Consider the following 22,050-nt stretch of genomic DNA (forward strand, 5'->3'; position numbering starts at 1 on the left):
GGCGGGATTCGTTTGCGACCTTGCCACGCTCCCGAAGGTCGGGAGCGGCATGATCAGGAAGGGAACAGCTCGGACAGTTTCATCGCCAGCATCATGTCGCCTTCAGCGCGCAGCTTGCCGCCCATGAAAGCCTGCATGCCGTCGGTCTCGCCGCTGACGATGCCTTGCAGGGTTTCGCCGTCCATGACCAGGGTCACTTGAGCGTCCGGGTTCTCGCCTTCTTTCAATTCACATTTGCTGTCTTTTACGATCAGCGAGAAATTCTTGGTGTCATCGATGCGGAAACCGAAGACCAGATCCAGACCGGCAGCGGCGGACGGGTCGAACTTTTCTTGCATTGTTTTTACGGCATCAGCTACGGAGGTCATGGTTCGATCCTTTCTTGGGTAATAAGAGCAGGTTGATTACAGCCAGGGTCACAATAGTCCGGACTCAGCGAAACGTGATGAGTTCCGGGGCCTTCAGCAGTTGCAGGTGCGCATGATTGTTGAAGGAAGCCAGGGCCACCTCGCGACCACGAAACTTCAGGTGATTGAGCGAGGTGTTGACGATTTGCCAGTTCAATTCAAAAGCCTGTCTGGCAGGCATTTGCGTAATGAGGTGGAGCAGGGCGGTGATGGTGCCGCCAGAGGTGAACACCGCAATTTTCTGGGTGTTGTCCGCCTGTTCGAGGATCCGATGCAATCCGGCCCGTACCCGATCGACAAAACCCAGCCAGCTTTCCAGCTCCGGCGTATCGTAGGTGCCGGCCAGCCAGCGCTCGATGATCAGGGCGAAGATGCGCTGGAATTCGGCACGGTTTTGCGCGGCGTTGCGCAGGATATTCAAGGCTTCGGGCTCCTCCGGCAGCATCGCCGGCAACAGCGCGCGGATGATGGCGTCGGCATCGAATTCATTGAAGGCCGAATCGGTCTCCACGATCGGTACCGGCATGCCCACGGCGGCGAATTGTTCCAGTGCGCTGCTGGCCGTGTGTTGCTGGCGGCGCAAATCGCCGGACAGGCAGCGGTCGAAGCTGATACCGAGCTCGACCAGGTGCTGGCCGAGGATCCGGGCCTGGGCAATACCGATGGGCGACAGGACGTCATAGTCGTCTGCACCGAAGGAGGCCTGGCCATGTCGAATCAAATAGATGCTGCCCACGTCCGCGTCATCCCGGTACGTTGAAGGTTTGGCGAGGTTATGAGGATGAGAGTGAGCTGTCAATGAAAAAACATACGCTTGTTTGAAATGCTTGTTACAGCCCTGATGACAGGCATTTCACGGCTGGTCGCAAGGTCGGCGCATGGGTATGCTGGAGGTATCCCGCGCATGTCCATGCTGCGCATCGTCTGAGGAGTCCCCGTGGAGTTTTTTTCCGAGTATGCCGTTTTTCTGGCCAAGACCGTGACTCTGGTGATCGCCATTCTGGTGGTCCTGGCCAGTTTTGCGGCATTGCGCAGCAAAGGTCGACGTAAAACGGCCGGTCAGTTGCAGGTCAGCAAACTCAATGATTTCTACAAAGGGCTGCGTGAGCGTCTGGAGCAGACGCTGCTCGACAAGGATCAGCTCAAGGCCCTGCGCAAGTCCCAGACCAAAACCGAGAAAAAGCAGAAGAAAAAGCCCGAAGCCAAACCGCGGGTGTTCGTGCTGGATTTCGACGGCGACATCAAGGCATCGGCCACTGAAAGCCTGCGTCACGAAATTACCGCGCTGCTGACGCTCGCCACACCCAAGGATGAAGTCGTACTGCGCCTGGAAAGCGGCGGCGGTATGGTACACAGCTATGGCCTGGCGTCTTCGCAACTGGCGCGTATCCGCCAGGCTGGCATTCCCTTGACCGTATGCATCGACAAGGTTGCGGCCAGCGGCGGCTATATGATGGCGTGCATCGGGGAGAAGATCATCAGTGCACCCTTCGCGATCCTCGGTTCCATTGGCGTGGTCGCGCAGTTGCCCAACGTCAACCGGCTTTTGAAGAAGCACGACATCGACTTCGAAGTGCTGACGGCCGGTGAATACAAACGCACCCTGACGGTATTTGGCGAAAACACCGAAAAGGGTCGGGAAAAATTCCAGCAGGACCTGGACATCACCCATCAATTGTTCAAGAACTTCGTTTCCCGTTATCGCCCGCAACTGGCCATCGACGAAGTGGCCACCGGCGAAATCTGGCTCGGTGTCGCCGCGCTCGACAAGCAACTGGTGGACGAGCTCAAGACCAGTGACGAGTATCTGGCCGAACGCGCCGCGCAGTCCGAGCTTTATCACCTGCACTACACCGAACGCAAAAGCCTGCCGGAGCGCATTGGCATGGCGGCAAGCGGTTCGGTGGATCGTGTTCTGCTGAACTGGTGGAGTCGCCTGACTCAGCAGCGTTTCTGGTAACGACCGGTCGAATTCGTAAAGGCAAAAACCGCAGCGTCTGCTGCGGTTTTTTTTCGTCGATCCGCGTTCCGCTTGACCTTCATGGTTCAGCGAAAAATCCCCGGCGCTCTGACGCCCCGATCCTGCCGCCTGTCCCGCCTGCGTCGGTTATGGTGCCATTCCTTTATTGTTTGCAATGGAATGCACATGAATGAGTCTTCGCGCGGCAACCACGCTCCACCGCAATCACCCGTTAAACCCATGCGTGATGAACTGGAAGCGACAATCGCCACGGCACTGCCGCGAACACCCCAGCAGTTTGGCGCGCAATTGATCAAGGAGAAATGGGCGCTGGGTATCGACCCGTCCCAGGCCTTGTTGGTCACCCTCGATTACGACACCGACCAGGACACCGGGCATGACGGTGTTCACCGGGGGCAGGTGAAAAGCTCACAAAGCCTGGTGCAGGTATTGCTGTCCAATTATCAGACGGTGGCCGACGGCGCTTTTGGCGAAACGGTGTTCGGCTTGTACACGCCGCCCGATGTAGGTCCCGAGATTTCCATCCTTGATTCAGCCACTGACGTGAGGGTGTTCAATCACGACTATGAGGGCATCTATCGGCGTACGACGCCACAAACCTACAGCCCCGCAACACAAATGGCCCTGCGGCCCGCGGATTTCAAACGGTGGGTATGGGAGCTTGAGCTGAAGACGCGCTACCAGGCGTACCTGGATCAGGCCTGGCCGTCGGATGCGCGCATCCAGCGGCCCGAGCCTTATGCACTGAGGACTTCGGTCAAGGCGGCCTTTGTCATGAGTGCGTGCCTGCAATACCGCGAAGGCAGTCTCGGCCGGGAAGGCCTGGCGCTGGCAATGCAGGTGGCCGGATTGCCGGCGGCCCACTGCCGGGATGCGCTGACCCTTGCTCAATTGCAAGCACCGACGCCAGTCGGTTCACAGATCGAGGCGGGGCGGCTGACGATCTATCGCTACCGCGCGAAAGATATCTGGTGCTTTCGCCATCGCCACAGTGGCCAGGTGTTGTTGTACGTGCCGGCCAACTCTTCACCCCTGCACGTGTTCGACGACACCCGGCGCATGCGTGACTGGGTCGTGGCGCAAGGCCGGCGTATGGAGACGCAGCGGGCACTGGCAGCACATTTTGCCGATCAGGATCTTGAAGACGGCACCTTTCATGCCGGTGTACTGACTGCTCTGGAAGGTATGGCCGTTTACCCCAAGGAACACTGGCTCAAGAAGAACGCCGGGTTTTTCAATAACGACGGCTATTGGGACCCGCAGGATTACATCGATTTCGAGCGGTCGCCCGCCGGCACCGACCCATTTGCCCAGTGTGTGTTGAGCATGAAACAGGCGGCCATGACCAGCGTCGAGACGATCCGTGACGACGCCCAGGTCAACCGTGACAATCTCGGTGCGGTGGTCGAGCCGCTGGTGCAGTGGATCAACCGGTTCGGTCCGCTGGCATTGTTTGTCCCAGGTGGCGAGGGGCTGTTGGCGCTGGCGGGGATCATTGATGCCGGCTACGGGTTGGACCAGGTTGTGAACGGTAAAAGCCCGGAACAACGCTCCGAAGGCATCACTCGTACAGTGTTCGGCTTGCTCAACGCCCTGCCATTGGTCGACGCGGGAGCGGTGCTGCGAGGCGAAGGCACCGCTGCCGAGGCGGTTGGTGAAAAACTGCATGAGCCCGTCGAGCCTGCTCGCGCCCCCGATGTCCATCCCTTGCCCGAAGTGACGGCGGCACCCTTATCCGGCCCGGCAAAGTCATTGACGCGTATGGAGCTGATGCGCGGAGTTTGCGAACGCTTTGCTTTGTTCAGTGATGAGGTCATTGCTCAAATCGCCAGGATCAGCACCGTGGACGACGACTTCTTGCGTCTGATGCAGGTCGGCCGCGAGCCAACCCCCTTGCTGGCAGATACCATCAGCCGCTTCAGGCTCGATCAGGAGCTTGAAACGGTAACCGACCCGGTGACTCGGGCGCAGTTGTTCGACAGCCGTTACCAGGCGCTTCAGCAATCGGATAACGAATGGGTCCGGCTGTTTCAGCGCCAATACCCCGGTCTGCCGAAAAACGCCGTGGAGCAGATCTTTGATCGCTTTGGTCTTGAGACCGGCCGACCGCTGGATGCCGCCGAGGCCCTGAGCACGATCAAGCGCCTGGACGGCAAGGCGCGTGAGTATCAGGGGCATGCAAGGTTGAATCGCGCTTATGAAGGTCTTTGTCTGAACTCGATCGTTCAGGCGGAATCCGACACGCTGGCCTTGCATTCACTGGAGCGCTTGCCCGGTTGGGCGGAAGGCATACGTATCGACGTTCTCGAGGGTTCCGTGGGTGGCCGGGTACTGGATCGCAGCGGCCCGCTCGAGTCGTCGGATTGTCGGCGGTTGGTCAAGGTGGGGGAGCGCTACCGCAACCCTGCCTGGGAGGATTCCGAAGCCCAGGGAACGGACCTGTTTACAGCGTTGTTCGATCTGTTGTCTGCCCAGGAGCGTCGCGCATTGTCAGTGCGCTCCCCCCGCGAACTCAAACGCAGTGTCGGCGAATGGGCACTGCCCCGTTCCGAATTCATGTCGGGGTTGAATCGAATGCATTCCGGGTTGCCGTTCCAGGCTCGCGGTTTGCGCGGTGGAGGCTTCCCGGATACGCCGCAAGGGGTGGCATTGAACCATGGCGTGAAGCGTCTGCTGGTCAAGGATCTTTACCCCGATTTCACCGATGCCCAGGCCGATGAATGGCTCTATCGTGCGGGGGGCGACGCCCAGGGCGTTCTGGATCGCCTGGGCTTGCAGCTTGAGCAGCTGCGAACGGATCTGAATACCTGGATCGACCAATCCATGATGGATGTCGATGACATGGATGTGGACTTTCTGGAGGTGGGTGATGAACACGCGGCGGGCATGAATGCACAGGAGGTGGCGGCACACAATGACCAGCAGTTGCGTTACGCCATTGAATACGAGCGCGAAACCCGCATGGAACTCGCCACCGAACTGATCGCGATCTGGCAAAAATGCCCGCCTCAGGCCAATAGCGTGTTTGCCAACGAGGTGGTCACCGGTTACCGACTGGACCTGGGGTTCGAGGACTATCATCGGTTGCCGCATATGAATGTCCGTTTCGACGACGTCATCGAGTTGTCGATGCAGCATCTGCAGCTTATCGAGCGCGAGAGCCTGAATACCTTTCTCGAGAGTTTCCCCAATCTGCGCGTCCTGAATCTCGAGCGTGTCGATCTGCGCCGTCTCAATGCCGACGATGTGCTGGAGGGCGTATTGCCTCCCTCCATCGTGCGAATGACCCGTCTCATTTCGCTCAATCTCAAGTCCACTTTCCTTGAGTTCAAGGAAAGTACCGCCGGGCAGTTGAGCGCTTTGGTCAACCTGCAAATGCTGGATCTGAGCGACAACCCGCTGGTTCATGCCCCGGTTCTCCTCGGGCTCCATGACTTGCGGGTGTTGAACCTCAGAAAAACCCGGATCAGCCGTTGCCCTCTCGGCATTGTCGATGAACCTCGGATGACCTCCCTCGACCTGCGCGATAACCGCATCAGTCGGGTGCCCGAGACGATCCTGAATCAGGCGGTCTCCCGGGACCGGGTCAGGTTATGGGGTAATCCCCTGACCGAAGAAGACAGCTTGCTGCGCCTGGTCGAGCATCGTGAACGCACCGGCATCAATCTCTGGCTCAGCGAGCCCGGCGAGCATTACGGCACCGTGACGCCCTGGCTGGAGGAGGGCGATGAGGTGTTGCGTGGGGCGCGGCGGCAGATCTGGCAACGCATTGCACGAAAGCCTTCGGGCGCCGGGTTCTTGCGGGTCATGGACGGTTTGAGCCTGACTGCCGACTTCAAGGTCCGCTATTGGCTCATGCAAGCGCGGGTGTGGCGATTATTGAGTGAGGCGGACGCGTTGGATGAGTTGTGGGGTTGGCTGAGCCATTGTGTCGAAACGACGCCGGCCGATGCGCAAAACCCATTCAGACTGTTTGGCGTGCTGGAGGATCGAGCTCGGGTCTACCATCACTGGGTGGCCATGGGGCGACCGATTCCGATGCCGGAATATCGAGGATCCTGAAGGGAAAAGCCTTGAACCCCTCGCGGGGTCCAAGGCATGAACATCAGCGGCGACGGAACAGCGGCAGCGGTTCGTCGGTGGCGGCCTGATAGGTCACCGAGAAGTCCTTGAGGCTCTCCAGGGCTTCATACGGGTCCTTGTCGGCGCGAATTGCAAACGCGTCGAACCCGCAGCGATGCAGGTAGAACAGTTGGTCGCGCAACACGTCGCCAATCGCCCGCAGTTCGCCTTTGAAACCATAACGGTCACGCAGCAGGCGGGCGTTGGAGTAGTTGCGGCCATCGGTAAAGGCCGGGAAGTTCAAGGCGATGACCTGGAAGCTTGCCACGTCTTCACCGATTTCCTCGGCTTCTTCATCGGAGTCCAGCCATACGCCCAGGCCACCGTCGCGGGCCATGAGCATACGGCTGTGTTCACGCCACAGCTGCAACGGGACGATGTAGTCGTCGCAGTTGGTGATCTCGTCGATGTTGAAGTCCTTGGGCAACAGATGCCAGGTTTCGTCGACGACTTCGTTGTTCTTAATGATTCGCTGCATAGACGCGTTCCTTGAAGAGGTCGATGCCGATACGCTGATAGGTGTCGATGAAGCGTTCGTCTTCGGTACGCTGTTCCACGTACACGTCGATCAGCTTCGAGATCACGTCGGGCATGTCTTCCTGAGCGAAGGACGGGCCGAGGATCTTGCCCAGGCTGGCATCGCGGCTCGCGCTGCCGCCGAGGGAAACCTGATAGAACTCTTCGCCTTTCTTGTCCACGCCGAGGATGCCGATGTGGCCGACGTGGTGGTGGCCGCAGGCATTCATGCAACCGGAGATGTTCAGGTCCAGTTCGCCGATGTCGAACAGATAGTCCAGGTCGTCGAAACGGCGCTGGATCGATTCGGCAATCGGGATCGACTTGGCGTTGGCCAGGGAACAGAAATCACCGCCGGGGCAGCAGATGATATCGGTCAGCAGGCCGATGTTCGGCGTGGCGAAACCTTTCTCGCGCAGTTCACCCCACAAGGTGAACAGCTGGCTTTGCTCAACGTCGGCCAGGATGATGTTCTGCTCGTGGGAGGTGCGCAGCTGGCCGAAGCTGTAACGCTCGGCCAGATCGGCCACGGCGTCGAGCTGCTTGTCGGTGATGTCGCCCGGTGCAACGCCGGTCGGCTTCAGGGACAGCGTCACGGCCACATAACCCGGCTTCTTGTGGGGCTGGGTGTTGCGGGTACGCCAGCGGGCAAAGCCCGGGTGCTCCTTGTCGAGATCGGCCAGCGCGGCGTTCTGGTTGTCCAGGGCCTTGTAGTCCGGATCGACGAAGTGTTTGGCGACGCGATGCACTTCGGCTTCGGTCAGTGTGGTCTGGCCACCGCGCAGGTGTTCCATTTCCGCATCGACTTTCTGGGCGAACACTTCAGGCGTCAGCGCCTTGACCAGAATCTTGATCCGCGCCTTGTACTTGTTGTCGCGACGGCCATAGCGGTTGTAGACACGCAGGATGGCGTCGAGGTAGCTCAACAGGTCTTGCCACGGCAGGAATTCATTGATGAACGCGCCCACCACCGGCGTACGGCCCAGACCGCCGCCCACCAGAACGCGGAAGCCCAGCTCGCCTGCGGCGTTGTGCACCGGCTCAAGGCCGATGTCGTGGACTTCGATCGCTGCACGGTCGGATGTCGAGCCGTTGATGGCGATCTTGAACTTGCGCGGCAGGTAGGCGAATTCCGGGTGGAACGTGGTCCACTGACGAACGATCTCGCACCATGGGCGCGGGTCGATCAATTCGTCGGCAGCAACGCCGGCGAACTGGTCGGTGGTGACATTTCGCAGGCAGTTGCCGCTGGTCTGGATCGCGTGCATCTGCACAGTGGCCAGTTCGGCCAGGATCTCCGGGATGTCTTCCAGCGCCGGCCAGTTGAACTGCACGTTCTGCCGGGTGCTGATATGGGCATAGCCCTTGTCGTAGTCACGGGCAATTTTGGCCATCATTCGCATCTGGCGCGAAGTCAGTTGGCCATATGGCACCGCAACCCGCAGCATCGGCGCGAAGCGCTGGATGTAAAGCCCGTTCTGCAGGCGCAGGGGGCGGAATTCCTCTTCGCTCAGCTCACCTGCCAGATAGCGTCGGGTCTGATCACGGAACTGCTTGACGCGGTCCTCGATGATCCGCTGATCGTACTCGTCGTATACGTACATATAAGTCCTGTTCTCAGGCTTGGGTCGCTCGGATACAGCTGCGTTTTTGTGCTTGCCGGAGTCCGAAGGAGCCTCTGCAATTCTGCGCGCACGGCCGCGCACTCCCTACGGAGCCGGGGCACGATACCAGTTTGCAGTTATGCGCAAAAGTGATGTTTGAGTATATGTAAAGAACCAAACAGCCTAACGAGAATCGTTGTTGGCTAACCCACATTTGTCGTGCGGACAATCATCGTCTTAACTCTGGTCGAGTCTTTGTGCAATCACCGATAAAACCGACAAGAGGCGATGCAATGAGCAACCCAACCAAAGCAAGGAAGAGTGACAGTACAGTCGATGCCTGGGCGATTCTGTTCCTGATCATCCTGGTCGTCGGCACAGCGGTATTTTGGGTCAGCCATCAATAAACGACCCCGTCCGGGCCTCGTTCCGACCATTGTCGGACAAAAACCGGAATTATCGGGTTTTGCGGGGTTTCGCTGGCTATAATGCGCGGCGAATTTCCGGGGGCTCGGACGATAAATGTTGAAGTTTCTATGTGGCGTGCTGCTGGCGCTGGGCGCGGTCGCGGGGCCTTGCGCCCAGGCGGCGTCGGTGCTGTTCCTCAATCCGGGGAACACCAGGGAAGCTTTCTGGGTCAGTTACTCGCAGTTCATGCAGGCCGCCGCCAGGGACCTGGGCATGGACTTGCGCATTGAATACGCCGACCGCAATTCCGACACCACCATCAGGCAGGCACGCGATGCCCTGCAAGGGACGAACCGTCCCGACTACCTGATCTTCGTCAACGAACAATACATCGCCCCCGAGATTCTGCGCCTGGCCCAGGGCAGCGGGGTGAAGCTGTTCATCGTCAACAATGCCCTGACACCGGACCAGATGCGGTTGCTCGGCACTCGGCCCGACAAGTACCCCGATTGGGTGGGCAGCCTGGTGCCCAACGACGAGGAGGGCGGCTACCTGATGCTCAAGGAGCTGATTCGATTGCACGGTCCGGTGGCCCCGGGTCAGTACATCGATTTGCTGGCCTTTTCCGGACTGAAGATCACGCCGTCCGCGCAGCTGCGCGAGAGGGGCATGCGCCGGGCTCTGGCCGAACACCCCGAAGTGCGGTTGCGCCAACTGGTGTATGGCGGCTGGACCCGCCAACGGGCTTACGAGCAAGCCAAAACGTTATTCAAGCGTTACCCGCAGACCTCGCTGGTCTGGTCAGCCAACGACGAGATGGGCTTCGGTGTGATGCGTGCCTTTGAAGAGTCCGGCGGCAAGCCTGGCAAGGATGCATTGTTCGGCACCATCAATAACTCGCCCGCCGCATTGCAAGCGTTGCTGGACAATCGCCTGAGTGTGTTGCTGGGCGGACATTTCAGCCTGGGCGGTTGGGCCCTGGTGCAATTGCATGACTATGACGAAGGTGTCGACATCAGCCGGTACGGCGGTCGTGATCGGCAGGTGCCGTTGTTGCAGCTGATTGATCGAGCGCAAGCCAGGCGGCTGCTGGCGATGGGCGCGGCACCTGATTTCGGTGTGGACTTTCACAAACTCTCGGCCAAGGGGCGACCGACGTCTTATCGCTACCCCTTTAGCCTGCAAACCCTGATGCATTGATGCGCTTCAGCTACCGGCGAAATGCAGCACCAGTTTGACGATGCCCAATAGCGTCAGGGCGAACACCGCTGTAAACAGGATGCCGAGAATCACGAAATGGCTGGGCTTGCCGTGGGTAAAGTCCCGCGCACGGTTCTTCCCGCTCTGCACCCCGAACGCCGCCGCCATGACGCTGTGCAGCATCTGCCAGAAGGTTGGTGGCTTGTTGTCGCCTGGATCGTCCATAAACCCCTCGTCACGCAGGTGTGAGAGCTAAGCATAGACAAACCCTGGAATGCATGTGGGAGCGAGCCTGCTCGCGAAAGTGTCGTGTCATTGAACATTAATTTCGATTGACACGGCCTCTTCGCGAGCAGGCTCGCTCCCACAGGGTTGTTGCGCTGAAACCGGGTGATCAGTTGTCGTAGCCCAGGTTCGGCGCCAGCCAGCGTTCGGTCACGCTCAACTCCTGGCCTTTACGCGATGCATAGCTCTGCACCTGATCCTTGTCGACCTTGCCCACGGCGAAGTACTGGGCCTGCGGATGGGCGAAGTACCAGCCGCTGACGGCGGCAGCCGGGAACATTGCATAGTGTTCGGTGAGGAACACGCCGCTGCGTCCGGCGCGCAATTCCTGCGCCTCAGGGTCGAGCAGGGCGAACAAGGTCGCTTTCTCGGTGTGGTCCGGGCAGGCGGGGTAACCCGGGGCAGGGCGAATGCCGCGGTATTGCTCCTTGATCAGCGCTTCGTTGTCCAGTGCTTCGTCCTTGGCATAACCCCAGTGCTCTTTGCGCACTTGCTCATGGAGCCACTCGGCGCAGGCTTCGGCCAGTCGGTCGGCCAGGGCCTTGACCATGATCGAGCTGTAGTCGTCGCCGGCGTCCTGATAGGCCTTGGCCACTTCCTCGGCGCCGATGCCGGCGGTGGTGATGAATCCACCCACGTAGTCGGTGACTTCGCTGTCCTTGGGTGCCACAAAGTCGGCCAGGGAGAAGTTCGGCTTGCCATCGGTCTTGATGGTCTGCTGGCGCAGGTGGTGCAGTTTGGCCAGTGGCTTGCCGTCATCGCCGTAGAGCTCGATGTCGTCGTCGCGCACCTGGTTGGCCGGCCAGAAGCCGAACACGGCGCGAGCGCTGATCAGCTTCTCGTCGATCAATTTGGCGAGCATTTGCCGGGCATCGGCATACAACGCAGTCGCGGCCTCACCAACCACTTCGTCCTGGAGAATGCGCGGGAACTTGCCGGCCAGGTCCCAGGAAATGAAGAACGGTGTCCAGTCGATGTATTCGGCCAGTACGTTGAGGTCGATGTTGTCCAGCACTTTGCTGCCGGTAAACGTCGGTTTGACGGGCTCGTAGGTGCCCCAGTCGAACTGCGGCTTCTTCGCCACCGACGCGGCATAGCTCAGGCGCTCGGTACGGGCGCTGCGGTTGGCGGTGCGCTCGCGGACTTCGATGTATTCCTCGCGGGTCTTCTCGACGAAGCCGGCCTTGAGTTCCTTTGACAGCAACTGCGTAGCCACGCCCACGGCGCGAGACGCGTCGGTGACGTACACCACGGCATCGTTGCTGTACTTGGGTTCGATCTTCACGGCGGTGTGCGCCTTGGAGGTCGTGGCGCCGCCGATCATCAGCGGCAGGTGGAAGTCCTGGCGCTGCATTTCGCGGGCGACGTGCACCATTTCATCCAGCGACGGAGTGATCAGGCCCGAAAGGCCGATGATGTCGCACTTCTCGTCACGGGCCACCTGCAGGATTTTTTCCGCCGGGACCATGACGCCGAGGTCGACAATGTCGTAGCCGTTACAACCCAGCACCACACCCACGATGTTCTTGCCGATGTCGTGAACGTCGCCCTTCACCGTGGCCATGAGGATCTTGCCCTTGGCCTCCGGCTTGTCGCCTTTTTCCAGTTCGATGAACGGAATCAGATGCGCCACCGCCTGCTTCATTACACGAGCGGACTTGACCACCTGCGGCAGGAACATTTTGCCGGCGCCGAACAGGTCGCCGACGATGTTCATCCCCGCCATCAACGGGCCTTCAATGACCTCGATCGGACGGGCGAACGACAGGCGCGACTCTTCGGTGTCTTCGACGATATGGGTGGTGATGCCTTTGACCAGCGCGTGTTCCAGGCGCTTGTTGACGTCCCAGTTGCGCCACTCTTCGGTTTCCGCTTCTTTGACGCTGCCGTCACCCTTGAACTTGTCGGCGATGGCCAGGAGGGCGTCGGTGCCTTCCGGGGTGCGGTTGAGGATCACGTCTTCCACGGCGTCGCGCAGTTCAACCGGAATCTGGTCGTAGATCTCCAGTTGACCGGCGTTGACGATACCCATGGTCAGGCCGGCGCGGATCGCATGCAGCAGGAACACCGAGTGAATCGCCTCGCGCACCGGATTGTTGCCACGGAAGGAGAACGACACGTTGGAGACGCCGCCCGATGTCAGGGCATAGGGCAGCTCGTCGCGGACATAGGCACAGGCGTTGATGAAGTCCACGGCGTAGTTGTTGTGTTCTTCGATGCCGGTGGCCACGGCAAAGATGTTCGGGTCGAAGATGATGTCTTCCGGCGGGAAGCCAGCCTTTCCCACCCAGCGCGAGGTAACGCGTTGCGGGTGTAACAGGTCGACGCGGATATGCGCCTCATGATCTGCCGAGTGGGTCTGCTTCTGGCAGTCCCTCTACAGCGGACTTTGGATTCTTCTGTTTCGTCCCCTGCAAGTCAAGTCGTCTCTTTGGTTTATTGTGCTAACCACATGAGAACGCAAGAAAAAACCCATAAACCCCAAGTGCGTTAGCTTCAATTGCGCAACTTTTCACAAGGAATTGGCATGCGCACGCACTTCTTGATAGCCGGGCTGATGGGAAACGAAGAAACAGATCGAAGATAACTGCCAGCAGGGCTGGCACGAACCGAACTTGCCAGCGATCACGATGAGAGACTCAACCTGTATGCTGACTGCTCTACCACTATCGCGAGCAAGCTCGCCCCTGGTGGGAACCAAGGATCAGCGGGCAGCGCTGATCAGTTGATCAAACTCCTTGAGCAGCACCTGCAACTGACGGTCCTTGCCTTGAACATTCCGGGAAGCGAAGACCATTTCAGCCATCTCCTGAATCCCCGACGCATTCGGCAGTGACAGATTCTGCTCCAGTATCGCCTTCATGCGCGGCAGGAAAATCCATTGCAACCACTGCTCAAAATCGAGCGTGTCAACGGCAAAGGGCTCAACACTGGACAGTGCTTCAGCAGAGGGGGGGACTTCGTCCCACCAGCCCTGCAGCCGCAACTCACGCTCGATCAGCAGCAACTGCTCGGCAATTTTTGGAAATCGTACATCCATCACGACGAAACCCTTGCCTTCTGACGAGCCAGAGCCGCACCAGAGGAGTCACCCTGCTTCTCGCGCGCCTGGGCAATCAGCTCCCACAGACTCGCCTGGAGCGCCGGACGATTACCAGCGAAGGTCAGCCCCCTGCGGGCAAACTGCTCGGCCTGGGCGGCGTCGCCTTGAGCCATGCGCACTTGCGCCAGGCGATAAAGCACTTGTGGTTCCCGCGGCGCGACACGTTGAGCGCGCTCAAGGCTGGACGATGCACCATTGAGGTCGCCGCTGGCTTGCTGTTGCTGGGCGGTTGTCAACAAAGCCAGTACCGGACCGTCCAATTGCTCATCGGCAGACAGCCCACCTGCACTGGCCGAAGGAATGCCGCTCGGCGCCGATGGCATGCTGTAGCTGCCCTGGTCCAGAGGTGCGGACTGTACCGGCGAAGTATCGATCGGACCTGAGCTGACCGGCCCCGGAGTGATAGGCGTCGTACTGATCGGTGTCGAAGTCGTCGCCCCGCCACCTGGCACCATCACGACAACACCGGTATCGCCTTGCGGAATTTCTTGAGCCCGAGCTTGCACTGGGCGTTTTACGGTCGTCTGACGGAAGCCGCCATTCGCCGAAATTCGTTCGCTGTTGGAGACGGTGGTGCCGGAGTCCTCAACCGGAATCGAACCACGCTGCACAGTGGAACAGCCGCTGAGCAAAGCTACGGCGGCAACCGCTGGAATCAACCACTTGTTCACTTGAAACCCTCTTTGCTTAATTCATCCAGCCTTTGACCCAATCCATCACCGTTTCACCGGTGACAGGGCTTTCGCCGCCGCAAGCAGCTCCAGGAGGCGGCTCACTGCCTCGAATATACGGCATCTGCACCGCACCTGGGCAGTTGGCATCGGAGCCTTGTCCGGTGCGCGAATCGACCCAGGCCTGAACGACGTTGTCCGGTTGCGGCATGTCCAGCGGCAACGGATCGGCCTTGCGCATGAAACTGGTCCAGACCTGCAACGCACCGGTGGCCCCGGTAAAGGGTGTCTTGCCGTTGTCATCCCGGCCCAGCCATACCACAGCCAGCAGATCCTGACTGAAACCGGCGAACCAGCTGTCACGCGAATCGTTACTGGTGCCGGTCTTGCCCGCCAGGGTCAAGGTCTTGGGCAGCACGTTGTAAACCGAACTGCCGGTGCCTTCACGCATTACTCGCTGCATGGCGCTTTGGATCAGGTAGATGGACGCAGGATCGAAGCGCTGCTCAATCTGGAACGGATAGCGCTTGAGCGGCTGCCCCTCGGCAGTCAGCACGCTGCGGATCCCCCGCATTGGCGTATTGAAGCCACCATTGGCAAGCGTCTGGTACATGGTGGCCACTTCGATCGGTGTCATGCCGCCGGCGCCCAGCAACATCGATGGAAATGCAGGGAAATCACGATTCACTCCCAATCGCCCCAAGGTCTTGAGCACATTCGGCACACCGACTGCCAGCCCCAGACGCGCAGTCGACAGGTTGTAGGAGTGCGCCAGCCCCTGATACAGGAAAACCGTTCCGTGGGAGCGACGATCAAAGTTCTGCGGCTTCCAGACCTGGCCGTCCGCGCCTTTGACCGAGAAGGACTCGTCCGACAGCCAACTGGTCAAGGTGTACTGGCTCGGTTTTTCCAGAGCCGTCAGGTAAACCGCCGGCTTGATCAACGAACCGATCGGCCGCACCGCATCCAGCGCACGGTTGAAACCGGCAAAACTGGCCTGGCGACTGCCGATCATGGCCTGAACTTCACCGGTTTCCGGGTTGGTCACGACCATGGCAGCCTCGACATCATCGGCACCCTTGCGCCCGGCCAGGCGCTTGAAGGTATCGTTGACCGATGCTTCGGCCTTCATCTGCAGGATCGGGTCGAAACTGGTGAAAATTCGCAGGCCTTCCTCGGTCAAGTCCTCATCGCGATAGTCTTCGCGTAGTTGACGCTTGACCAGATCGAGGAAACCGGGGAATGAACTGTCCGCCAGACTGCCGCGCTTGGTCACGCCCAGAGGCATTTTCTTCGCGGCCTCAACTTGCTCGGCCGTGGCCACGCCCTGCTCCTGCAACAGATCGAGCACCAGGTTGCGCCGCTCAAGGGCACGCTCCGGGTAACGGCGAGGGTTGTACGAAGACGGCCCCTTGACCATGCCCACCAGCAACGCGACCTGATGAAGCTTGAGTTCGGACAATGGCTGACTGAAGAAGAACTGACTCGCCAGGCCAAAACCGTGCACTGCGCGCTGGCCATCCTGTCCGATGAATACTTCGTTGAGGTAGGCCTCCAGAATCTCGCGCTTGTCGTAATGCATCTCAAGCAACAACGCCATCATCGCTTCGGTGAGTTTGCGAGTCAGGCTGCGCTCGTTGGTCAGATAGAAGTTCTTGACCAATTGCTGCGTCAGCGTACTGCCGCCCTGGCGCATGCGACCTGAAGAACTGTTGACCCAAATGGCGCGGGCGATCGACTTCGGCGAAACGCCAAAATGGTGGTAGTAATCGCGGTCTTCGACAGCCACAAGCGTTTCGAGCAGGTACGGCGGCACCTGATCGATCTTGATCAGGATCCTGTCTTCCAGATTTTTCGGATACAGGCCGCCGATCAGCAAAGGCTCCAGTCGCACCACGGACAATTTCGAACCGTTTGTCGAGGACAACTCGGCGACATAGTCACCAGAGAAGCGCACGCGCACCGGCTGCGCTTGCTCCATACCTTCATAGAACTGAAAGCCTCGGGTGTTCAGGTCGACCGTATTGCCGTTGACCGAGGCCGCGCCCGGACCGTTGGCCACACTTTCACGGCGATAGCCCAAGGCATCGAGTTCGGTGAGAAAGTCGTCCCGGCTCAGTTTCTGTCCGACGAACAGCTCAAGCGGACGCGCATAAACCTTGGCCGGAATCGTCCAGCGCTTGCCGGAAAACTTCTCCTGCACGATGGCATCGAGGTAAACCGCGAATCCGGCCAGCACCACAAGGCCGACCAGACTGAGTTTAAGGGCCCAGCCCAGCCAGGGCCGCAGGCCTTGGGAGGTTGGTTTTTTGGGGGTACGAGGGGATCGAGTACGAGTCATGGCGGCGGATTATACGCACTTTATTCATACTCAACAGGAGGCCTCCGAGATTGCGTTGAGCTGGCTAGCCGCCATAATGACGACCTGAATTTTCCAGACTCCAAAGGATCGCCCTGTGAGCCAGTCCCTGATCGCCGCCCTGCAAAACCCGGCCCTCTACCCGCATCCTGTAGAGGGTTTTCAGCTCATCGAAACCCACATTTCCTGGGTGCTGCTCACCGGTTCGTATGCTTATAAAGTGAAGAAGCCCGTCAATTTCGGCTTCCTCGACTTCACCAGCCTTGAAGCGCGCCAACACTTCTGCGGCGAAGAGCTGCGCCTGAACCAACGCCTGACCGATGATCTGTACCTGGATGTGTTGCCGATCACCGGCAGCCTGGAGCATCCACAACTGGGTGGCGAAGGCCCGGCTATTGAATACGTGCTGAAAATGCGTCAATTCCCGCAAGACGGCCTGCTCAGCACCCTGCAAGCCAATGGCGAGCTGACCACCACGCACATCGACGCAATGGCCGCACAAATTGCCCGATTCCACCTCAGCGCCCCGAAAGTTCCCTCCGAGCACGAGGCTGGCACCCCGGACAGCATCATGGCGCCAGTGCGGCAGAACTTCGAACAAATCCGCCCGTTCCTCAGCGAGAAGGCTGACCTGCTGCAACTCGAAGCCCTGCAAGCCTGGGCCGAAAGCAGCTTCGACCGCCTCAAGCCCGTGCTCACCCAGCGCAAGACCGACGGTTTCATCCGTGAATGCCATGGTGACATCCATTTGGGCAACGCCACAGTGATTGACGGCAAGGTGGTGATTTTCGACTGCATCGAATTCAACGAACCGTTCCGCTTCACCGATGTGTATGCCGACACCGCGTTCCTGGCGATGGACCTGGAAGATCGCGGCTTGAAATGCCTGGCTCGTCGCTTCCTCAGCCAGTACCTGGAGTTGACCGGCGACTATCAGGGACTGGAGCTGCTCAACTTCTATAAGGCCTATCGCGCTCTGGTTCGCGCCAAAGTCAGCCTGTTCAGCATGCCGGCCGATGCCACCCCGGTGCAGCGCGCCACCACTCTGCGGCAGTACCGCACCTACGCCAACCTGGCGGAAAGCTATAGCACCATCCCTTCTCGCTTCATGGCCATCACCCATGGTGTTTCCGCGGTTGGAAAAAGCCACGTTGCGATGCGCCTGGTGGAAGCATTGGGCGCCATTCGCCTGCGTTCCGACGTTGAACGCAAACGCCTGTTTGGCGAACAAACGGTCACAAACGATGTACAGGCCGGCATCTATAGTGCCGATGCCAGTACCGCCACCTATAAGCGTCTGCATGAAGTTGCGGCCGTGATCCTGCACGCCGGTTTCCCGGTAGTGATCGACGCCACTTACCTCAAGCGTGACCAACGCGATAGCGCGGCAAAAATCGCCGAGTCCACAGGTACACCGTTCCTGATCCTGGACTGCAATGCACCGCAAGCCGTGATTGAAAACTGGCTGGCCCTGCGCCAGGCGGACAAAACCGATCCGTCCGACGCCACGCTCGCGGTTATCGAAGCCCAACAATCGAGTCGTGAAGCTTTGACGCCGGCGGAGATCCTCTGCAGCAAACGCGTCCAGACCAATGAAAGCGGGACTCTCGACACGGTTGTGGCGCAAATTCGCCAGCGCCTGCCAGGCCTCTGAAAACTATTTCAGCCGTGAAGCCTTCGCCGGCTTCACGGTCGCCAAATAGTGGCATTATACTGGCGTCATAAAACCAACAGGTGATGCGACATGAGCCAGCCGAAACTTCTCGACACCCCGCTTTATGCCTTGCTGCACAAGGACGACATCACAGGTTTCAATAAGGAACGCCCCAAGGACGGGCCAATCGACATGGTCGGTGGCGACTTCCGGGGCCTGGATTTGCGCGAGCTGAACGCTGACGGCATCGACTTTACGGATGCCTACTTCCGCTCTGCCGATTTGCGCGGCATTGACTTTCGCAAGGCTTCGCTTGAAGGCGCGAGCCTGGCCCATGCGCAGATTTCCGGCGCCTACTTTCCGGCAGAACTGAGTGCGGACGAAATTCTGATGTCCATGAATTTCGGAACCCGGCTACGCTATCGCACTCGCTGAACAGTCCCCGTCACTGACAGGTCCAGTGCCCTCGCCTTGCACTGGACTGTGGGCTGATTCGGTCGAATTTTCAGCCAATACCTCCCGTTTCCTGCACATTTCACCGATATTCACTTCCCCCGCAGCGCTGGCTCCTTAGAAGCATTTGCGCCAAAAGCGACCAAACAATCACGCTTTTCCTACTGATGGCTACACTCCTGAGGAGCTTGCCCACGCACCATTCGGCCATCGCAAGGAGGCTTGATGAATGATGAACTGCAACACCTGAAGAATCTTGGCAAGACGTCGGCGCAGTGGCTGCACGCTGCAGGCATTCACAGCGCCTCGGACTTGCGTCGCCTGGGGGCGGTGGACGCCTATCGGGCCGTGCGCACGCGCGGGTTTCGGGCATCGAAGGTGTTGTTGTATGCAATCGAAGGCGCCCTGATGGATGTGCACTGGAACGACATACCCGCCGAACGCAAGGAAGCACTGAACAAACAGCTGGAAGCCATCTCTTCACGCCATAAAAATTGAAAGCGCACCCAGGGCAAATCACCGGCACACACTAAAAACGACAGGCCGATACTCAACGATTACAAGGACTTAGCACGGACGTACGACACTGAAGGACTCAATGAGAAATCCGCTGTTGACTTGTTAATGAGAATCGATATGATTATCACAACTGGTCGCGAGACCGGTCGATATTCTGAAAAGCCCTTGGTTCGGACTCTCAGATTATCTCCTCATCAGGCTAATCACGGTTATTTGACCCGGCTCTGCCGGGTCTTTTTTTGCCTGTGGAAAAGTGATTTGCCGAATGACTTCCAATCTTGGCCCGGTGAACGGACAGCGGCTCATTGCAAAGTCGGCACAGATGCCTAAACCTCATGAGAAACCTATATTCTTGGGGCCATCTGCTGGGCGCCCAGCTTCTTGTACCCCTGGAAAACACCAGACAAGTTACTCAAGGAGCCCAGGCTAAACGCTCGAATTCATTGAGCAGCGCAGCCCCCCCCTTTCGGCATCGAAGGATACGTATGAAGTTTCTTTGCATGACCAGTGAACTGGAGGACGCCTCCAGCCGAGGTTTTGTTCTCGAAGGTGAAAAGCTTTTCGCCGTACGCCGCAGCGGCCTGGTATACGTCTATATCAATCGCTGCCCGCACCGTGGTGTCGGGCTTGAATGGACGCCCGACCAGTTTCTTGACTCCAGCAATAGCCTAATCCAGTGCGCCAGTCACGGCGCACTGTTTTTGATCGAAAACGGAGAATGTGTTGCCGGCCCTTGCGCCGGGCAATCGCTGACGCCAGTCGAGTGCCGTGAAGACGCACAAGGCATCTGGATCAATATCTAGCTACCGAGCAACACTTCCAGACGTCGGTCCACCACCACTTCTTCGTGAGTCAAGCGCACGCCATAGGCCAGCACTTGCACCCCGCACGCCACCGCCTCGCGCAAGGCCTGTGCGTAGGCCGAATCAATTTCTTCGGCCGGGCGCACGGCGTCGATGCCGGTCAGGTTCACACAATACAATTGCACCGCACGAACCCCGCTCCGAGCCAGATGCGCCAACTCGCGCAAATGCTTGGCTCCGCGCTGGGTCACCGCATCGGGAAACGCCGCCACCGTGGTACCGTCGAACCCCAGGGTGACACTTTTGACTTCCACATAGGCCGGCCCGTCAGGGTAATCGAGTCGAAAATCGATCCGGCTGTTTTCCTGACCGTAGGCCACTTCACGCTTGAATGCGGTAAAGCCGTTGAGCTCGGTAATGACTCCCGCCAGCAGCGCCTCTTCAATCAACGCGTTGGCCCGCCCGGTATTCACGCAGAAAAGTCGACCATGTGGCGTCTCGCCGATTTCCCATGTACCCGGCAACTTGCGCTTGGGGTCATTGGAACGACTGAACCACACCTGCCCGCCTTCGACCTGGCAATTGAGCATCGAGCCGGTATTGGGGCAGTGAATGGTCAGCAACTGGCCGTCAGTGGTTTCGATATCCGCAAGAAAACGCTTGTAGCGGCGAATCAGGCGTCCCTCTTCGAGAGGTGGATCGAACCGCATCAGCCTTGCCAGCTCTTCAATCCGCGCGCGATACGCTCTACCGCTTCCTGCAAGCGCTCCAGGCTTTGCGTGTAGGCAAAACGCACGTGATGCCCGGCCTGATAGCGCCCGAAGTCCAGCCCTGGTGTAAAGGCGATATGCTCCTTTTCAAGGAAATGCTGGCAGAACGAGAAGGCATCGCCGCCGAACTTGCTGATATCGGCATACAAGTAGAACGCGCCCTCGGGTTCCACGGCGATTCCGAAGCCCAGTTCGCGCAAAGCCGGCAGAAGGAAATCCCGACGACGACCGAATTCGGCCCGACGCTCCTCCAGAATGCTGATGGTCGACGGCTCGAAACAGGCCAGCGCAGCGTGCTGCGCCACGCTTGGAGCACTGATGTAAAGGTTTTGCGCCAGTTTTTCCAGATCCCCGACCGCCGCTTCGGGCGCCACGAGCCAACCGAGCCTCCAGCCGGTCATCCCGAAATACTTCGAGAAACTGTTGAGCACAAAAGCGCTGTCATCGACTTCCAGCACGCTGGCCGCGTCTGTGCCGTAGGTCAGGCCGTGATAAATCTCATCGACCACCAGATGACCATGACGCTGCTTGACCGCAGCGGACAACCCCGCCAGTTCGTCACGCGTGAGGATCGTTCCGGTCGGATTGGCCGGCGATGCCACCAACGCACCTACGCTGTCGTGGTCCCAGTGCCACTCGATCAGATCCGGCGTCAACTGATACCGCACATCTGGACCCACGGGAACCAGCTGCGCGGCACCTTCCACCAGCCGCAGGAAATGTCGGTTGCACGGGTAGCCAGGGTCCGCCAGCAACCAGTGTTTGCCCGGATCGACCAGCAAGGCGCTGGCCAGCAACAATGCACCGGAACCACCGGGCGTGATGAGAATGCGCCGCGGGTCGACGTTCAAGCCATAGCGCTGCTGGTAAAAACCGGAAATAGCCTCACGCAACTCGGGAATACCACGCGCAGCGGTGTAACGCGTTCTTCCCGCCTCGAGTGCCGCCTGGCCGGCGCGGATGATCGGCTCGGCCGTCGTGAAGTCCGGCTCGCCGATCTCCAGGTGGATCACATCGTGACCGGCGGCTTGCAATTCATTGGCCCGCGCCAGCAACGCCATGACATGGAAAGGTTCGATTGCGCGACTGCGGGCACTGTAGGACTGAGCCATTGGCCTTCCTTCAACGGGTAAAAAGTCGATTCTACCCAAGCGCAGGAACGAGCGAGAACCCAAAGCGGTCAGAAACCTTGAGA

17 protein-coding genes and 1 pseudogene are annotated in these 22,050 nt (G+C 59.2%); 7 read left to right on the top strand and 11 right to left on the bottom strand.

The annotated features are described in order from the left end of the window. Window positions 1–53 precede the first annotated feature (53 nt). Window positions 54–368, bottom strand: a complete 315-nt coding sequence (locus ACQKP2_RS02985) for an SCP2 sterol-binding domain-containing protein (protein ID WP_427574240.1) — start codon at window positions 366–368, stop codon at window positions 54–56. Between the two features lie 64 nt (window positions 369–432). Further along, complete coding sequence (locus tag ACQKP2_RS02990; protein ID WP_427574242.1) at window positions 433–1,143, bottom strand: histidine phosphatase family protein; 711 nt, start codon at window positions 1,141–1,143, stop codon at window positions 433–435. A 201-nt stretch (window positions 1,144–1,344) separates the two neighbouring features. On the opposite strand from ACQKP2_RS02990, the gene sohB reads away from it, so the two are divergent. Both sohB and ACQKP2_RS03000 read left to right on the top strand, forming a co-directional pair. Continuing rightward, on the top strand, window positions 1,345–2,367 hold the full coding sequence (gene sohB / locus ACQKP2_RS02995) for a protease SohB (RefSeq protein ID WP_427574244.1): 1,023 nt from the start codon (window positions 1,345–1,347) through the stop codon (window positions 2,365–2,367). Between the two features lie 186 nt (window positions 2,368–2,553). Further along, window positions 2,554–6,450: a dermonecrotic toxin domain-containing protein gene (locus ACQKP2_RS03000; protein ID WP_427574246.1), complete on the top strand. Its 3,897-nt coding sequence runs from the start codon at window positions 2,554–2,556 to the stop codon at window positions 6,448–6,450. Window positions 6,451–6,493: 43 nt separating this feature from the next. Here ACQKP2_RS03000 and ACQKP2_RS03005 read toward each other — a convergent pair whose 3' ends face one another. Then, window positions 6,494–6,988: a DUF934 domain-containing protein gene (locus ACQKP2_RS03005; RefSeq protein WP_427574248.1), complete on the bottom strand. Its 495-nt coding sequence runs from the start codon at window positions 6,986–6,988 to the stop codon at window positions 6,494–6,496. Then, window positions 6,972–8,630, bottom strand: coding sequence for a nitrite/sulfite reductase (locus ACQKP2_RS03010; protein ID WP_427574249.1), 1,659 nt, complete (start codon window positions 8,628–8,630; stop codon window positions 6,972–6,974). The genes ACQKP2_RS03005 and ACQKP2_RS03010 overlap by 17 nt, the downstream gene beginning before the upstream one ends. A 522-nt stretch (window positions 8,631–9,152) precedes the next feature. On the opposite strand from ACQKP2_RS03010, the gene ACQKP2_RS03015 reads away from it, so the two are divergent. After that, window positions 9,153–10,238 (top strand): ABC transporter substrate-binding protein, encoded by a 1,086-nt coding sequence (locus ACQKP2_RS03015; RefSeq protein WP_427574251.1) that lies wholly within the window; start codon window positions 9,153–9,155, stop codon window positions 10,236–10,238. Window positions 10,239–10,244: 6 nt separating this feature from the next. Here the strand turns inward: ACQKP2_RS03015 and ACQKP2_RS03020 are convergent, their stop codons facing one another. The 5 genes and pseudogenes from ACQKP2_RS03020 to mrcB form a co-directional block, all read right to left on the bottom strand. Continuing rightward, the gene (locus ACQKP2_RS03020) at window positions 10,245–10,463 is read right to left on the bottom strand and encodes a DUF2970 domain-containing protein (RefSeq protein ID WP_427574252.1); all 219 of its coding nucleotides are present in this window, start codon (window positions 10,461–10,463) and stop codon (window positions 10,245–10,247) included. Between the two features lie 169 nt (window positions 10,464–10,632). Then, window positions 10,633–12,810: pseudogene (locus tag ACQKP2_RS03025) on the bottom strand (vitamin B12 dependent-methionine synthase activation domain-containing protein); the annotation flags it as partial. Window positions 12,811–13,227: 417 nt separating this feature from the next. After that, window positions 13,228–13,563 (bottom strand): YqcC family protein, encoded by a 336-nt coding sequence (locus ACQKP2_RS03030; RefSeq protein WP_427574254.1) that lies wholly within the window; start codon window positions 13,561–13,563, stop codon window positions 13,228–13,230. Further along, a complete protein-coding gene (locus ACQKP2_RS03035) occupies window positions 13,563–14,297 on the bottom strand; it encodes a tetratricopeptide repeat protein (RefSeq protein ID WP_427574256.1) in 735 nt (244 codons plus the stop codon). Before ACQKP2_RS03035 ends, ACQKP2_RS03030 begins: the two co-directional genes overlap by 1 nt. Before the next feature lie 16 nt (window positions 14,298–14,313). After that, on the bottom strand, window positions 14,314–16,638 hold the full coding sequence (gene mrcB, locus ACQKP2_RS03040) for a penicillin-binding protein 1B (RefSeq protein WP_427574258.1): 2,325 nt from the start codon (window positions 16,636–16,638) through the stop codon (window positions 14,314–14,316). Between the two features lie 115 nt (window positions 16,639–16,753). Here mrcB and ACQKP2_RS03045 point away from each other — a divergent pair, with 115 nt between their 5' ends. From ACQKP2_RS03045 to ACQKP2_RS03060, 4 genes are all read left to right on the top strand, one after another. Continuing rightward, entirely contained in the window at window positions 16,754–18,310 is a 1,557-nt protein-coding gene (locus tag ACQKP2_RS03045) for an AAA family ATPase (protein WP_427574259.1), read from the top strand. A gap of 90 nt (window positions 18,311–18,400) precedes the next feature. Continuing rightward, a complete protein-coding gene (locus ACQKP2_RS03050; protein WP_427574261.1) occupies window positions 18,401–18,745 on the top strand; it encodes a pentapeptide repeat-containing protein in 345 nt (114 codons plus the stop codon). A 243-nt stretch (window positions 18,746–18,988) separates the two neighbouring features. Continuing rightward, entirely contained in the window at window positions 18,989–19,261 is a 273-nt protein-coding gene (locus tag ACQKP2_RS03055) for a TfoX/Sxy family protein (protein WP_427574263.1), read from the top strand. Between the two features lie 506 nt (window positions 19,262–19,767). Next, entirely contained in the window at window positions 19,768–20,085 is a 318-nt protein-coding gene (locus ACQKP2_RS03060) for a Rieske (2Fe-2S) protein (protein ID WP_427574265.1), read from the top strand. Here the strand turns inward: ACQKP2_RS03060 and sfsA are convergent. Both sfsA and ACQKP2_RS03070 read right to left on the bottom strand, forming a co-directional pair. Continuing rightward, on the bottom strand, window positions 20,082–20,795 hold the full coding sequence (gene sfsA / locus ACQKP2_RS03065) for a DNA/RNA nuclease SfsA (RefSeq protein WP_427574266.1): 714 nt from the start codon (window positions 20,793–20,795) through the stop codon (window positions 20,082–20,084). The genes ACQKP2_RS03060 and sfsA overlap by 4 nt on opposite strands. Beyond that, entirely contained in the window at window positions 20,795–21,967 is a 1,173-nt protein-coding gene (locus tag ACQKP2_RS03070) for a pyridoxal phosphate-dependent aminotransferase (protein ID WP_427574267.1), read from the bottom strand. The genes sfsA and ACQKP2_RS03070 overlap by 1 nt, the downstream gene beginning before the upstream one ends. Window positions 21,968–22,050 lie beyond the last annotated feature (83 nt).

Source organism: Pseudomonas sp. NPDC089569 (genome assembly GCF_050280625.1).
Classification (GTDB): Bacteria; Pseudomonadota; Gammaproteobacteria; order Pseudomonadales; family Pseudomonadaceae; genus Aquipseudomonas.

Excerpts from the sequence above, each read along its gene's own strand:
- ACQKP2_RS02985 (WP_427574240.1), bottom strand. The coding sequence starts at position 368 with ATGACCTCCGTAGCTGATGCCGTAAAAACAATGCAAGAAAAGTTCGAC.
- ACQKP2_RS03000 (WP_427574246.1), top strand. The coding sequence starts at position 2,554 with ATGAATGAGTCTTCGCGCGGCAACCACGCTCCACCGCAATCACCCGTT.
- ACQKP2_RS03005 (WP_427574248.1), bottom strand. The coding sequence starts at position 6,988 with ATGCAGCGAATCATTAAGAACAACGAAGTCGTCGACGAAACCTGGCAT.
- ACQKP2_RS03010 (WP_427574249.1), bottom strand. The coding sequence starts at position 8,630 with ATGTACGTATACGACGAGTACGATCAGCGGATCATCGAGGACCGCGTC.
- ACQKP2_RS03015 (WP_427574251.1), top strand. The coding sequence starts at position 9,153 with ATGTTGAAGTTTCTATGTGGCGTGCTGCTGGCGCTGGGCGCGGTCGCG.
- ACQKP2_RS03020 (WP_427574252.1), bottom strand. The coding sequence starts at position 10,463 with ATGGACGATCCAGGCGACAACAAGCCACCAACCTTCTGGCAGATGCTG.
- ACQKP2_RS03030 (WP_427574254.1), bottom strand. The coding sequence starts at position 13,563 with ATGGATGTACGATTTCCAAAAATTGCCGAGCAGTTGCTGCTGATCGAG.
- mrcB (WP_427574258.1), bottom strand. The coding sequence starts at position 16,638 with ATGACTCGTACTCGATCCCCTCGTACCCCCAAAAAACCAACCTCCCAA.
- ACQKP2_RS03050 (WP_427574261.1), top strand. The coding sequence starts at position 18,401 with ATGAGCCAGCCGAAACTTCTCGACACCCCGCTTTATGCCTTGCTGCAC.
- ACQKP2_RS03055 (WP_427574263.1), top strand. The coding sequence starts at position 18,989 with ATGAATGATGAACTGCAACACCTGAAGAATCTTGGCAAGACGTCGGCG.
- ACQKP2_RS03060 (WP_427574265.1), top strand. The coding sequence starts at position 19,768 with ATGAAGTTTCTTTGCATGACCAGTGAACTGGAGGACGCCTCCAGCCGA.
- sfsA (WP_427574266.1), bottom strand. The coding sequence starts at position 20,795 with ATGCGGTTCGATCCACCTCTCGAAGAGGGACGCCTGATTCGCCGCTAC.
- ACQKP2_RS03070 (WP_427574267.1), bottom strand. The coding sequence starts at position 21,967 with ATGGCTCAGTCCTACAGTGCCCGCAGTCGCGCAATCGAACCTTTCCAT.